General features: G+C 61.1%; 18 protein-coding genes and 2 pseudogenes. 17 read left to right on the top strand and 3 right to left on the bottom strand.

From position 1 onward, the window contains the following. From mbhE to QRO95_RS23515, 8 genes are all read left to right on the top strand, one after another. Positions 1–608 (top strand): hydrogen gas-evolving membrane-bound hydrogenase subunit E (gene mbhE, locus QRO95_RS23550; protein ID WP_285303601.1); only part of this gene is annotated, 608 nt, incomplete at its 5' end. Positions 609–634: 26 nt separating this feature from the next. Then, a complete protein-coding gene (locus QRO95_RS23545; RefSeq protein WP_279824023.1) occupies positions 635–1,048 on the top strand; it encodes an MnhB domain-containing protein in 414 nt (137 codons plus the stop codon). Beyond that, on the top strand, positions 1,045–1,473 hold the full coding sequence (locus tag QRO95_RS23540) for an NADH-quinone oxidoreductase subunit K (protein WP_047290289.1): 429 nt from the start codon (positions 1,045–1,047) through the stop codon (positions 1,471–1,473). The genes QRO95_RS23545 and QRO95_RS23540 overlap by 4 nt, the downstream gene beginning before the upstream one ends. After that, entirely contained in the window at positions 1,470–2,933 is a 1,464-nt protein-coding gene (locus QRO95_RS23535) for a complex I subunit 5 family protein (protein ID WP_047290290.1), read from the top strand. Before QRO95_RS23540 ends, QRO95_RS23535 begins: the two co-directional genes overlap by 4 nt. Before the next feature lie 34 nt (positions 2,934–2,967). Beyond that, on the top strand, positions 2,968–3,315 hold the full coding sequence (locus QRO95_RS23530; protein WP_047290291.1) for a Na+/H+ antiporter subunit E: 348 nt from the start codon (positions 2,968–2,970) through the stop codon (positions 3,313–3,315). Then, positions 3,312–3,623, top strand: a complete 312-nt coding sequence (locus tag QRO95_RS23525) for a monovalent cation/H+ antiporter complex subunit F (RefSeq protein WP_047290292.1) — start codon at positions 3,312–3,314, stop codon at positions 3,621–3,623. Before QRO95_RS23530 ends, QRO95_RS23525 begins: the two co-directional genes overlap by 4 nt. Then, positions 3,620–3,961 carry a monovalent cation/H(+) antiporter subunit G gene (locus QRO95_RS23520; protein ID WP_047290293.1) on the top strand — a complete coding sequence of 114 codons (342 nt, stop codon included), beginning with the start codon at positions 3,620–3,622 and terminating at the stop codon, positions 3,959–3,961. The genes QRO95_RS23525 and QRO95_RS23520 overlap by 4 nt, the downstream gene beginning before the upstream one ends. Positions 3,962–4,633: 672 nt before the next feature. Beyond that, positions 4,634–5,026, top strand: coding sequence for a hypothetical protein (locus tag QRO95_RS23515; protein WP_047290294.1), 393 nt, complete (start codon positions 4,634–4,636; stop codon positions 5,024–5,026). A gap of 575 nt (positions 5,027–5,601) precedes the next feature. Here the strand turns inward: QRO95_RS23515 and QRO95_RS23510 are convergent. Then, a complete protein-coding gene (locus QRO95_RS23510; protein WP_225763970.1) occupies positions 5,602–5,958 on the bottom strand; it encodes a hypothetical protein in 357 nt (118 codons plus the stop codon). Positions 5,959–5,970: 12 nt separating this feature from the next. Between QRO95_RS23510 and QRO95_RS23505 the strand changes: the two genes are divergently transcribed. The 8 genes and pseudogenes from QRO95_RS23505 to QRO95_RS23470 all read left to right on the top strand — a co-directional run. Continuing rightward, positions 5,971–6,402 carry a hypothetical protein gene (locus QRO95_RS23505; RefSeq protein ID WP_279735293.1) on the top strand — a complete coding sequence of 144 codons (432 nt, stop codon included), beginning with the start codon at positions 5,971–5,973 and terminating at the stop codon, positions 6,400–6,402. Positions 6,403–6,526: 124 nt separating this feature from the next. After that, complete coding sequence (locus QRO95_RS23500) at positions 6,527–6,877, top strand: glutaredoxin (protein ID WP_223846396.1); 351 nt, start codon at positions 6,527–6,529, stop codon at positions 6,875–6,877. Positions 6,878–6,908: 31 nt separating this feature from the next. Then, a complete protein-coding gene (gene msrB / locus QRO95_RS23495; protein ID WP_000483554.1) occupies positions 6,909–7,349 on the top strand; it encodes a peptide-methionine (R)-S-oxide reductase MsrB in 441 nt (146 codons plus the stop codon). Positions 7,350–7,370: 21 nt separating this feature from the next. After that, on the top strand, positions 7,371–7,616 hold the full coding sequence (locus tag QRO95_RS23490; RefSeq protein ID WP_025467194.1) for a glutaredoxin family protein: 246 nt from the start codon (positions 7,371–7,373) through the stop codon (positions 7,614–7,616). Between the two features lie 50 nt (positions 7,617–7,666). Beyond that, positions 7,667–7,975, top strand: a complete 309-nt coding sequence (locus QRO95_RS23485) for an antibiotic biosynthesis monooxygenase (RefSeq protein WP_002122973.1) — start codon at positions 7,667–7,669, stop codon at positions 7,973–7,975. Beyond that, the gene (locus QRO95_RS23480; protein ID WP_000857678.1) at positions 7,972–9,246 is read left to right on the top strand and encodes an acetyl-CoA C-acetyltransferase; all 1,275 of its coding nucleotides are present in this window, start codon (positions 7,972–7,974) and stop codon (positions 9,244–9,246) included. The genes QRO95_RS23485 and QRO95_RS23480 overlap by 4 nt, the downstream gene beginning before the upstream one ends. A 24-nt stretch (positions 9,247–9,270) precedes the next feature. Further along, entirely contained in the window at positions 9,271–9,918 is a 648-nt protein-coding gene (locus QRO95_RS23475; RefSeq protein WP_223846397.1) for a peptide-methionine (S)-S-oxide reductase, read from the top strand. A gap of 444 nt (positions 9,919–10,362) precedes the next feature. After that, positions 10,363–10,674: pseudogene (locus QRO95_RS23470) on the top strand (transposase zinc-binding domain-containing protein); the annotation flags it as partial. 27 nt (positions 10,675–10,701) lie between these two features. On the opposite strand, the gene QRO95_RS23465 reads toward QRO95_RS23470, so the two are convergent. Together QRO95_RS23465 and QRO95_RS23460 are read right to left on the bottom strand one after the other, a co-directional pair. Further along, complete coding sequence (locus tag QRO95_RS23465) at positions 10,702–11,520, bottom strand: IS3 family transposase (RefSeq protein WP_258016703.1); 819 nt, start codon at positions 11,518–11,520, stop codon at positions 10,702–10,704. After that, on the bottom strand, positions 11,520–11,834 hold the full coding sequence (locus tag QRO95_RS23460; protein WP_180883440.1) for a DUF1153 domain-containing protein: 315 nt from the start codon (positions 11,832–11,834) through the stop codon (positions 11,520–11,522). The genes QRO95_RS23465 and QRO95_RS23460 overlap by 1 nt, the downstream gene beginning before the upstream one ends. Before the next feature lie 52 nt (positions 11,835–11,886). Between QRO95_RS23460 and QRO95_RS23455 the strand changes: the two are divergent. Continuing rightward, positions 11,887–12,921, top strand: a pseudogene (locus tag QRO95_RS23455) (transposase); the annotation flags it as partial.

Genomic DNA, 12,921 nt, shown 5'->3' with positions numbered 1-12,921 from the left:
CGATTACGAGGACATCGGCCAGCCGGTCAGCGGCCGCGCCCACGCTGGCCTGGCCGGCCTGGTCTGCGCCGCCATTGGGCGTGGCCGGTGCCGTGCTACTGATCGCTGTCGGCGCCATGGCGGCCGCCACGCTGAAGGACCGCCTGGTGCTGCTGCTGGGTGCCGGTCTCGTGGGCTACGGCAGCGCAGTGCTGTTTCTCTTTGCGGGGGCGCCGGACGTCGCCTTCACACAGGTGGTCGTTGAGACGGTGTTCGTCATCGTCGTTGCGGCGGTGCTGTTGGCGTTGAAACGCCAAGGCAAGGCCATGAGCGTGCCCGAGCCGGTCTGGCGCCCGATGGCGCTCGTGCTGTCGCTGGCCTTCGCCACCGTGCTGACCGCGCTGCTGCTGGCCGCCGTGGCGCTGCCCTTCGACGACACGCTGTCGCGCTGGTTCGGCGAGCACAGTGTGCCGGCCGCGCAGGGCCGCAACGTGGTAAACGTGATCCTGGTCGACTTCCGAGCGCTGGACACGCTGGGCGAGATCACGGTCGTGATGCTGTCGCTGCTGGCGGCGGTGCCGCTGCTGCGTGCTGTGCGCACCCGGCGCGACACGGAGGCCGGACGATGAACCGCCGGCTGGTCATCCTGGAGGTAGTGGCTAAGCCCCTGTACGTGGTGATCCTGGCCGCGTCGCTGGTGGTCCTGCTGCGCGGCCACAACGAGCCCGGCGGCGGCTTCATCGGCGGCCTGCTGGCGGTGACCGCCAGCGTGCTGTGGGCCGTCGCGCACGGACCCGATGCCGCCACGCAGCGCCTGCCGCTGCGCTCGCCGGTGCGGCTTGCGGCGCTGGGCGTGCTGGTCGGCGCGCTGTCGGGCCTGCCGGCCTGGCTGATGGGCAAGGCCTACCTTACGCACCTGTGGGCCGGTGTGCCGCTGGGCTTCACGACGCTGCCGGTGTCCACGGTGCTGGTGTTTGATCTCGGCGTCTACCTGTGCGTGTGGGGTGCGCTGGGGGGTTATGCCATCGCACTGCTCGACAGCGACGAGGCGGAGGAGGGCGCGCAATGATCTGGGCCGTCGCCTTCGCGCTCTGGATCACGTTGACCGCAGGGCTGTACCTGGCGCTGTCGCGCGACGTGCTGCGCTGCGTGGTGGGCCTGGCGCTGCTGGGCAGCGCGGTGAACCTGCTGCTGCTGGCCGCGGGCCGCCTGGGGTCGGCGCAGCCGGCGGTGATCGAGGCGGGCGGCCGGGTGCTGCAGGAGGCGGCCAACCCGCTGCCGCAGGCGCTGGTGCTGACCGCCATCGTGATCGGGTTCGCGCTGATGTGCTTTGCGCTCGTGCTGGTCATGCAGTTGGTGCGGCGCGTCGGCACCGACGATGCGCTGGCGCTGCGGCTGGTGGAGCCCGAGCCGGCGGACCCCGTGAAGCCGCCGCTGGCCTTCGATGCCGTCCATGCCGACGACGATGCGCGGCCGCAGAGGGCCGACACGTGAGCATCGTCGCCACCGCACCCGTGCTCGTGCCGCTGGCCACCGCGGGCCTGACGGCGCTGTTCTCGGGCCGGTCCCGCACGCAGCAGGCCATCAGCTTCGTCGGCGTCCTGGGCTTCCTGGGGGCGGCGGTGACGCTGCTGGCGCAGGTCAGCGCCAGCGGCCCGGTCGGCGTCAGCTTCGGCGATTGGCCCGCGCCCTACGGCATTCAGTTCCGCTTCGACGGCCTGTCCACCGCCTTGCTGCTGTTGACGGCGCTGATGGGCCTGGTCACGCTGATCTTCCTGGGCAGCGACGCCGACCCCGGTCCGCGCCACCGGCTGCTGCTGCCGCTGCTGCACGGCACGCTGGCCGGCGTGGCCGGTGCCTTCAGCACCGCCGACCTGTTCAACCTCTATGTCTGGTTCGAGGTGATGCTGATCTGCGCCCTGGGCCTGATCGCGCTGGGCGGCCGGCGCGACCAGCTCGATGCCGCCTTCAAGTACCTGGGCCTGAACCTGTTCGGCACGCTCCTGCTGCTGGCCGCCATCGGGCTGCTCTATGCCGCCACAGGGCAGCTCAACTACGGCGGGCTGGCACTGGCGGCGCGCCAGCTCGACCCGGCCCTGCTGCACACGTTGCTGGCGGCGCTGACGGTGGGGCTGCTGCTGAAGGCCGGGGCTTTTCCGCTGTATGCCTGGCTGCCGGCGTCCTACCCCACGCTGCCCGCGCCGGTGCTGGCCCTGTTCGCCGCGCTGCTGGGCAAGGTGGCGGCCTACGCCGTGCTGCGCATGCTGGGCGACGTGTTCATGCCCGAAGGTGCGGCGCTGTACGAGGTGCTGGGCTGGGTGGCGGTGGCCACCATGGTGGCTGGTGTGCTGGGCGCGGCGCACCACTGGGACATGCGGCGCATCCTGGCCTTCCACAGCGTCAGCCAGATCGGTTACGTGCTGCTGGCGGTGGCACTGGGCGGCCCGGCCGGCCATGCCGCGGCGCTGTTCTACACGCTGCACCACAGCCTGGTGAAGGCCAGTCTGTACCTGACCGCCGGCATGGTGGCCAGCGTGGCCGGCAGCTACGACCTGCGGCGCATCGGTGGCCTGGCCGCCGCACGGCCGATGCTGGCGCTGCTGTTCGCGGTGATGGCCTTGTCGCTGGTAGGCATTCCGCCGCTGTCGGGCTTCTGGGCCAAGCTGCTGGTGCTGCAGGAGGCCTTTGCACAGGGGCGCTACACGTGGGCCGCGCTGGCCCTGCTGGTGAGCGTGCTGACGCTCTACTCGATGATGAAGATCTGGACCGAGGCCTTCTGGAAGCCCCATCCCTTGGCCGATGCGGAAGGTGTATGGCCAGCGCGGCGCGTGGCGCTCGCACCGGCCTGGGCGGCGACGGTCAGCCTGGCGGCCGTGACGCTTGCGATCGGATTTGCACCCCAGACACTGATCGAGTTCGCGCAGGCCGCGGCCGCGACGCTGGGCCGGAAATGAACCGCAGGAGCCGCCACATGAATTGCCGTGCCGCATGAACAAGCTCACCGCCGCCGTCCTTTTGCCACTGCGCTTTGGCTGGGCGATGCTCGCCTCGGGCGTGCAAACGGTTGCCGCGATCGTTCGGCGCGGCCTGGCTATCGGCACGGCGCCTGCGGCGACCTTCGTGCGCATCGGCTTCGCGCCGATGAGTCCACAGGGCGCTGCGCTGCTGGTCTGCATGATCTCGCTGACGCCGGGGACGACGGTGATCGACATCGACCTGGTGCGCCGGGAGATGGTGCTGCACATGCTCGACGCGAACAACGCGGCGGCTGAGGTCGACGCCATCCGGCGCGACTTCGAGCCGCCGCTGCTGGCCTGGTTTGGAGAGTCGGCATGAACGGGCTGCTGAACGCGGCCTCGGTGGGCTGGGCCACAGCCGTGCTCACCTTGCTGGCGCTGTGCGCGACCCTGATCGCCACCGTGCGCATCGTGCGCGGGCCTCGGCATGCGGATCGCGTGGTGGCCCTCGACATCTTCCTGGCGGCCGCCGTGGCGCTGTGCGTTGCGGCCTCGCTGGCCACCCGCCGCACCGTGTTCCTCGACGTGGCCATCGGCCTTGCGCTGGTCGGCTTCGTGGGGACGGTGGGGTGGGCACGCTTGATCGAGCGGTCGGCGCCGTCCGATACGCAGGAGGAGCGGCGATGATGACGACCCTGGGCGGGCTGCTGCTTGCTGCTGGCGCGGTGTTGCTGGTGATCGCAGCCTGGGGCGTGATCGTGTTGCCCGATGCACTGGCCCGCCAGCACGCGGCGACGAAGGCGGGCACGTTGGCGCTGACGCTCGTGTGCGTGGGCGCCTTGCTCGTGGCCCAGGACACGGCCTGGACCTGGCGGCTGCTGCTGATCCTGGGTTTTCTGCTGGCGACCTTGCCGGTGGCTTCTCACCTGCTGGCACGGGCTGCAGTGCGCGAAGGGGGTCTGGCTCAAGCGGTCGACGCGGCGGAGTTCGTCTCCAACACGGACTGGGACGGAACGCCTGACTGAAACAGGTGTTCCGTCAGCGCCTGATTGAACTCAGCCAAGAGCGTTGAATTGCTGCCGTTCAAATCAAGCTGCCAGTTATTCTGAACAACGAGCATGCATACACCGAAGTCGCGGGGGTTTCGGTGACGAGACTGACGAACTGGTTGTCGGTATAGAAGTCCCCGGCAATATGGGGTCTGGTGCAGGCGGCTACGAGGGAAACCTTGGTCGAGCGCATGGCTGGCGCCACCTGTACGTACTGTGCTTTGGCCCGCTGGGTCGAGGTGTATTCATTGCTTTCGTTTGTAGCTTGTTCTTTGACATCGGTGGTTCTCGCAGAACTTGATGTTGTTTGGTGCGAGAGATTGGCGTTCGCGTCTCGGCGTACCTCCGTCGGGCTCTGCGGGCTGCGCCCCGCGCCCCTGCGGGTCGCAGCCATTCGGCTCCGATCTCTGACGCACTCCGGCCGTCGGTGGGCCCCCGGCCTGCGCGCTGCGCTTGCCTGTTTCGTGCCTGCTTGTGTGGTGGGGCTGGCTTGCTGATCCCTTCATCCTTGCACACCGTTCTCGCTGTCAAGGTCTGCGCGTCCTGTGGTCGCTGGCGGCCGTTCGGCCGTCTTCGAACCTGTGACCGCTGCGCTGCGGCGTGCCGTTTCCGGTCTCGGGCAATCCCGCCCGATCACCGGAGTTGGTCATGGACGACAAATCACACGTTTCGCTGGAGCAGCAGCTTTGTCTGGTGTGCGGCACTGCTTTTGATACCGGCAACATCTTGCTCGACCGGCGCCTGCGCGCGAGCATGAAGCACCACACGACGACGGGCTGGGGGCTGTGTCCCAAGCACCAGCGCCTGTTTTCGGAGGGCTTCGTGGCCTTGGTCGAATGCGATCCGCAGCGCAGCGGAACGCCGTCGGGTTCGGGCCTGATGAAGCCTGATCAGGCGTACCGCACCGGGCGGCTGGCGCATTTGAAGCGGGATGCCTTCGCCCGGGTGTTCAACGTTCCGGTCGCGGCCGAGCAGCCGTGTGTCTTTGTCGAGCTTGGCGTGATCGAACAACTGCAGGCGATGGTGCCTGCGACAGATTGACGCTGCGTTGAGGCCTTGTGGCGCCGCCCCGTACATCGCGGGAGCGGCGCTTTTCTGATGCTGTGCTGCGCTGTTGGGGTTGACCCTCAACCCAATGGGCCGACCCCTTTCTCTCCGGCAGTGCTGCGCGATTCGCACCCCCTGCGCGCCGGTTTCACCGGCTTGCCTGGCCTTTGCGGGCGCTCCCCCCGTCAAGGGCCGCTGCGGCGCCCGTGTCCTCGGCTGCGCCTGCGGGCCGCGCCAGCGCCTTCGCTTCCTCCCTTGACGGCGCACCCGCGCCGGCCCCAGCTGCTGCCCATGGCCGCGAAGGGCTTCGCGGCCCCTGCGGAGCCCAACACCCAAGGAGAGCGCCCATGCACAGCAACGACTGACTTCCCAACCTTTTCACTATGTCTTCCATTGTTTGAACAAGGTCCCCTTGTGGGACAGGAGATTTCACATGAACACCGTTACCGAGGGTTGGCCGTTAATTCGGGAAAAGTCCGACAATCTTCGGTAACCGATTGTCGCTGCAGCAATTTCGCCACCGCAGATCAGTGAGACGTTGTGTTCCTTCGCCGCGCCGCTGGCGCCCATTACTTCAGAGGAAGGTCTTGGGTCGCCTCTTCGGCTGCAGGCGGACGCACGCGACGCTTGCCGGTGCGCTCGACGGGCTCCGTCGCCGGCGTCAATGTCGCATCACGCTGAGCCCACGCGGCCTGCATGCCTTCAAACCGAGCCTGGGTTCGCTCGCGTTCGAGTTCGGAATCGCGTAGCTCTCGGCGCGTTTGCTCAAGTTGCGATCTCGCCTGGTCCAGGTGGGACTGCAGCACCTCTGCGTCTGTGATCGCCTTTGCCGTTCGCTGTTCGAGGGATGTCACTTGTGCCGGAAGCGGTCGCAAGGATTCCAGTTCTTCACGAGCTTTGCGGACCTCGCGTTCGGCCTCCGTCAACGCCTTCTGCTGGTGCGTGGTCTGTTCAAGCAGGCGGCCGTTATCACGATTGAGTCTCAGCAGCTCCGCGTTCTTGGCGGTGACCTGGTCCGCGGCCTGGCGGAGTTCGACCTGCAACGCCTGAAGGGCCTGTTCGTGCTGACGTTGCTCGCGTGCCCTTTGCTCCTGCGCCTGGGCCCGGAAGTGGTCAACGTCAGCGCCCACGACGAGCCGCGCAGCCCCGAGCAGAAGCGCCGTGCGATGAGCTGGGCGCAACGCCTCAAGCGGGTCTTTTCCATCGACGTCACCGCCTGCGTCCACTGCGGTGGCACCGTGCGGATCGTCGCCAGCATCGAGGAACCTGCCGCCATCCGCGCCATCCTTGGCCACTTCGTGAAGCAGGGCGCGCGGGAAGAAGCGCACTACAGGCCCGCAGCGCGCGCACCGCCAGTGCAAGCCGCGTGACGATCTGCCGGCTGCACAGCCGACGGCGAAACCGGAATCCGAGCCGATGCGGCCACGATCCGCAGGGCGGCGCTCGGCCCGCTGTCGGGAATCAGCGAAGCATGGCTGCTGACAACCCCGCTGCGTGGCCCCGCGATGCCGAAATCCCACTCACAGACGTCCGATCCGTGCCCAAAACGGGGCTTGCGCGACCACCGCCTACCCAGCAGACTGCCCGAAAAGGGCGTTTGAACTTCCTATACGCGAACTTAAGAACGTTGTCATCTACACAAAAGACCATTGTCCGTTTAGTAAACGCGTGAAGGAGTACTTAACTTCTGAAAAAGTTGATTTTAAACAAATTCGCGTGGATGACGATCCCAAGACTTATGATGAGTTGAAGAAAAAAACCAACCTTCAAACTGTTCCGCAAGTTTTTGTGGATGGAAAATTCATTGGTAGCGCGACTGACTTCTTCGCGTGGATTGATAGCTAAAGAACAAGCCCAAAAATAAAGGAGCAAATTTATGTTCAACTGGGAAAGCATTAACAACTATCTCGATAACGGCACTCCCGCTCCTCCTAGAAAAGTAGAAAAGAGCGAGGAAGAGTGGAAAAAAATTCTGACGCCCGCTCAATTTAATGTCATGCGGAAGAAAGGCACCGAGCGCCCTCACACTGGGGAACTCTGTTCATTTTATGAGGCAGGACGGTATGCCTGCGCGGGCTGCGACACTGAACTGTTTGATTCGAACGTTAAGTTTGATTCGGGAACAGGTTGGCCGAGTTTTTCTGAGCCCGTCGCCGACAACGTAATTCAATATGAACTGGACACGACTTACGGACGAAGAATCGAAGTGCTATGCAATGTGTGCGAAGCCCACTTAGGGCACGTTTTTCCAGATGGTCCTGAGCCCTCTGGGGCTCGATTCTGCATCAACTCGGAGTCGTTGAAGTTTGTAGAGTAATTTTAGAAAATGGAGGGGGTCGTGGGGATTAAGCTGTTCGGTCATAAGGACTGCCACAAAACCAAGATTTACCAGTCGTACTTGAAAGAAAAAGGAATCGAGTTTGATTTTTTAGATGTTCACGAAGACGACGCGGCAGCTGATGAACTGCGATCCCTTTATACTACTGGAAAGTTAAATTTCCCGACAATACTGGTTGGGACAAAGAAGCTGAGAAACCCCAAGTTCAAGGATCTCGACAAGTGGTTGGAAGCTTCGATGAAATAACGAGATCTTTTTTTTGAGGATTGTAATTAGCTTAGTAAGGAGTCAGATCAATGATTATAGCAGTTTTCCGCAGTCGTGTTGCCAAGGAGCACGGTGGGGAGTTTGAAAGAAGATACGCCGAGATGTCCGCGCTTGTCGAAGCCATTCCTGGTTACGGAAGCCATGAGCGGTTTTCTTCTCCTAACGGTGAAGATGTTCTAATTGTCGAGTTCCTTACCAGAGAAGCTTTCGATGCTTGGGATAAGCATCCCGAACACAAAAAAGCCAAGATGCTTGGCAAAGACTACATTTTTGAATCGTACGACGTGAAGGTCGGAGAAGTTTTTGAACGGCACACAAAGCCGGAGGTGAAATTATGAAAACGAGAAACGTTTATATCGTAGGTGGAGCTCGGATTCCATTTATGAAATCTATGACCGCATATCGAGACGTCTCAAGTGAAGAACTAATGACGGCGAGCCTAAAGAGTTTAGTTGATAGATATAACTTGGAAGGAAAAACTGTGGGCGATGTAGCCTTAGGAGCTGTCATGCACAGCTCGGCTAACTGGAATTTGGCTCGTGAAGTCGTTCAATCCTCCGGTTTGCATCCAAACACTCCGGCATATAACGTGCAACGTGCTTGCGGAACGAGCTTGGAAAATACGATTCAGATTGCTCACAAAATTTCTAGCCACCAAATTGAAAGTGGCATTGCGGGCGGTGTTGATAGCAACAGCGATTTGCCCATTATGGTTAGTCGAACTTTCGCAAGAAAATTGATTGCGTTGAATTCTGCCAGAACGCTTGGTGAGAAAGTAAAAATCATTTTAGGAATTAAACCTAGCGATCTAAAGCCAGTGTTGCCCGCAGTGGTTGAGCCACGCACCGGAAAATCAATGGGTGAGCATTGCGAACTCATGGTTAAAGAGTGGAATATTTCTCGCCAAGAGCAAGATGAGTTAGCGCTGGCAAGTCACAGAAATGCAGCTCAAGCATATAAAGATGGGTTTTATGATGATCTCGTCTTTCCATTCCAAGGAAATAAGACCGATGGAATTTTGCGTGCTGATACAACTTTGGAAAAATTGTCGAAGTTAAAACCTGTTTTTGATAAATCAGAAAAAGGGACTTTGACGGCGGGAAATTCAAGCTCGCTCACAGATGGCTCATCCACCGTTCTTTTAGCATCAGAAGAAGAGGCAAAAAAGAATAATTGGCCCCTGTTGGCTAAGATTGTGGATTCTCATACTTCTGCCGTGGATTACGTCGCTGGCGAAGGTTTGCTCATGGCTCCAACTGTGGCGGTCAGTGAATTATTGAAGCGAAACGGCTTAAAGCTTCAGGATTTTGATTTTTACGAAATTCACGAGGCGTTCGCTGGACAAGTGCTCTGCACGATGAAGGCGTGGGAGTCTGCTGAATACTGCAAAACACGTTTGGGACGATCAGAGCCTCTCGGAAAAATTGACCGCTCGAAGCTAAATGTCCGTGGAAGTAGCATTGCCCTTGGGCATCCGTTTGCGGCTACTGGCGCTAAGATCGTCGGAGTTTTAGCAAAGATACTGCACTCAGCTGGTCCTGGAAAACGTGGCCTTATCGTCGTTTGCACGGCGGGAGGAATGGGAGTGGCTACAATTCTTGAAAGTTAGGAGAAAAATATGTCGGATCTAAAAATGAATAAAGAAGACGGTGTTGAAAGCTATGAATTTGCAACCCCTGAAGCAATCGAAGAAGCATTGAAAATCGGGAAGCTTAGTCAAACGGTTTTCGGCATGGGTTGCTTTTGGGGACCGGATTCTAATTTTGGAGGGACGCAGGGAGTAGTGCAAACACGTGTTGGCTACGCTGGAGCATCAACTCTGGATCCGAGTTACCGCAACATCAACGGACACGCCGAAGTCGTCAGAGTGATCTACGATAAAGACCAAATCAGCTACAGGGAACTTCTTGGAAGTTTTGAATCATGGTCTGTTCATGGTAGAAAGCAGGGCCAGTATCGCCAGATACTTTTTGTTTTTGATCTGGAGCAAAAACAAGTAGCTGAAGAACTGATTCAAGCGATTGGAAAGGAGAAATCTCCCGAGGTGATTGAGGCCGGAGAACAAAATGGTTATTTTTGGCCCGCCGAAGATTACCATCAAAAGCATCGTCTTCGCAGAAACAAACAGCTTGTAAGTCTTGCAGAAGTAGATTTCGGTCCTCGCTGGGATGAACATCTGTATTTTACTAAATTAAATAGTACCGATAGAAAAGGCTTCAGTCTCTCAAGCTGGCTAAAAAAGTTGTCTCCGGAAATGCAGAAAGCTTACCGAATCGGTTAATCTGAAATTGCAGCTGGCTAAAGAACTCTATTTTCTATATGTAAAGAATGTGACGATCTCCTTCACATGGAGTCCAAGAGAGCATAAAAAATCTGTGTAAGTCGCATTACCCATGTATTTGAAAGGAATAAATAATGCCAATATCAGACCAGCTTATCGACCGAAGCAAGACCTCAGTTTTTATGAGGTCTTGAGATCAGCGCAGCGTGAACAGATCTCTTACAGTGTGGCGAACACACTGGTTTGATTGCGGCCTTGGGTTTTAGCTTTGTATAACATCTGATCGGCGACTTCGAGCAACTGCTTTTCGGCGATGTCCGATACGAAAACCGGAAAAGGCCGATATGAACCGGCCGGGGCGGGCGCAAGCCTGAGCAGCCATTCCCTGCACCGGAGTGTTTCGTGCCGCGCTTCGCCGCGACCGTGTCGCAGCTGCAGGATGCCGTGGCGCACGCAACGTCGCCGGCAGCGCATCTGCCCACGGCTCGCTATGCGCCTCACCGTCCCGAGCGCACCCTGCTGTACGCGCTGGTGCAGGCGCATTGGCCGGACTTTCTCGCGCGCCGTGAGGTAGAAGACCGCCCGCTGCCCGAGTATGTGCGCGAGGAGTTCGAGACCTACCTGCGCTGCGGCGTGCTCGAGCACGGCTTCCTGCGCGTGGTCTGCGAGCACTGTCGTGCCGAGAGGCTGGTGGCGTATTCCTGCAAGAAGCGCGGGCTGTGCCCGAGCTGCGGGGCGCGGCGCATGGCCGAGTCTGTAATGACCCAGCGGTTTCTGCACAGGTCAGGCTGCTAAAGCATAGGCCTCAGCAGGCGTCTTCATGCCCAGCGCCTGATGCGGACGCCGGTGGTTGTAGAACTGGATCCAGTCGCCGATCACCCGGATCGCGTGCTGCTGGCTCTCGAAGCGATGGCGGTGTGCACACTGCTCCTTCAGCGTGCGGATGACACGCTCGACCATGCCGTTTTGCTGCGGGCAATGCGGCGTGATGAACTCCTGCTGCAAGCCATAGCTGCGCACCAGCCGCGTGTAGTGGCGGCTGGTGAACACCAATCCATTGTCCGAGCGCAGCAGGAACGGCACGGGGACGCGCCCGAGCGTGCCGTAGCGGGTGATCAAGGCTTGCTCCAGGGCCGCAGCGGCCGTGCTGGCCTTGCCGCTCCGCGAGAGCTGCCAGCCCAGCAACTGACGGGTGTGGCAATCGATGACGAGGGCCAGCGTCAGCCACCCATCCCGGCCGCCCCAGATGCGGCACAGATCGGTGGCCCAACGCTCATCGGGCCCCTGCGCGACCGATGGCAAGGCTTGGATGCGGGGCCGCCGACCCACCGCACGCTTGCGGACCTGCCAACCCTTGAGCTGGAAGATCCGTTGCACCGTGTTCTTGTTCATGCCCAGAAGTCCGGCCACCGTGCGGTAGCCGAACGATGGCTCCTCTTCGATCAGCGCCTTGATGGGATCCGCCAGCGCCGGTTTGACCGTCGGCGGCGCCTTCGTCGGCCGGTAATACACCGTACGCCGCGCCACCCCGAACCACCGGCACAACTTCACCATCGAGACCTCAAAGCCCTCCGCACGCAGTCCCTGCTGGATCGATAGCATCAGCTCTCGTCCTTGCCCAACAGGGACGCCAATTTTTTTCTGGCGCGCAGCTCCAGCATCGCCTCGCCATAGGCTTCCTGAAGCTCCTTGAGCTGCCGCTCGTACTGCTCCCGCACATCCTCGGGCTTCGCTCGCAGGGCGTTCTCCATGCCGCGCTTGGCGTCATCAACCCAGCTCTCGATCTCCGACGGCGTTAGATCGAACTGCCGGCTCGACTCGGCCACCGTCGTCTTCCCTTGGATGATCTCCAGCACCAACGCCGACTTCCGCCGCGCCGTCCAACGCTTGATCTCTTCTTCCATCACTTGGCTCATCGTGCTCTCCGTGAAAAGGTAGCGCCTGAGCAGGAAATCACTGGGTCATTACAAGTCGGCGCGGCATCTGGTGGACGAGGTGTTCGGCCCGCGGCCGGTGCGGCAATGGGTGCTGAGTTTCCCGTACCCGTTGCGCTTCCTGTTCGCCAGCAAGCCTGAGGCCATCAGCCCGGTGCTGGGCATCGTGCATCGTGTGATCGCCGGTTGGCTTGCCGATCAGGCCGGCGTGCCGCGGGATACGGCGCAATGCGGCGTGGTGACCCTGATCCAGCGCTTCGGCAGCGCGCTGAATCTCAACATCCACTTCCACATGCTGTGGCTCGACGGCGTGTACGAGGACACCACCGAGCGTCCGCAGCGCAAGCCGCGCCTGCACCGCACCCGTGCGCCCACATCGGCGCAACTGACGGAACTGGCCAACACCATCGCGCATCGCGTGTGCCGGCACCTGACGCGCAAAGGCTGGCTGGAAGGCGAGGACGAATCCGTGTTTCTGTCCGACAGCGCGGCGGGCGACGACGGCATGGATGGGCTGCGGATGAGTTCGATCACCTACCGCATCGCCACCGGTCGCGACGCTGGCCGCAAGGTCGTCACCCTGAAAACGCTACCCGGTGACGCAGGCTCGCTGGAGGGCGATGCCGGCAAGGTCGGCGGCTTCTCGCTGCATGCCGGCGTGGCCGCGGAAGCACACGAGAGCCACAAGCTCGAAAAGCTGTGCCGCTACATCACGCGCCCGGCGATCAGCGAGCAGCGGCTGTCGATCTCGCCACAGGGTAGGGTGCGGTATCAGCTCAAGACGCCGTGGCGAAATGGGACCACGCATGTCGAATGGGATGCGGTGGACTTCATCGCCAAGCTGGCGGCACTGGTCCCGCCACCTCGCGCGCATCTCACCCGCTTCCACGGCGTATTCGCCCCGAATGCAAACCTGCGTGCGCAGCTGACGCCCTCGGGGCGCGGCAGGCGGCCTGCGGGCGATGCGGTGCCGGTTGACGCAAGCGCCCACGACGAGCCGCGCAGCCCCGAGCAGAAGCGCCGTGCGATGAGCTGGGCGCAACGGCTCAAGCGGGTCTTTTCCATCGAC

This window comes from Stenotrophomonas maltophilia group sp. Smal13 (genome assembly GCF_030236855.1).
Lineage (GTDB): Bacteria > Pseudomonadota > Gammaproteobacteria > Xanthomonadales > Xanthomonadaceae > Stenotrophomonas > Stenotrophomonas maltophilia_A.
This window is presented reverse-complemented; position numbering and strand designations above follow the sequence as displayed.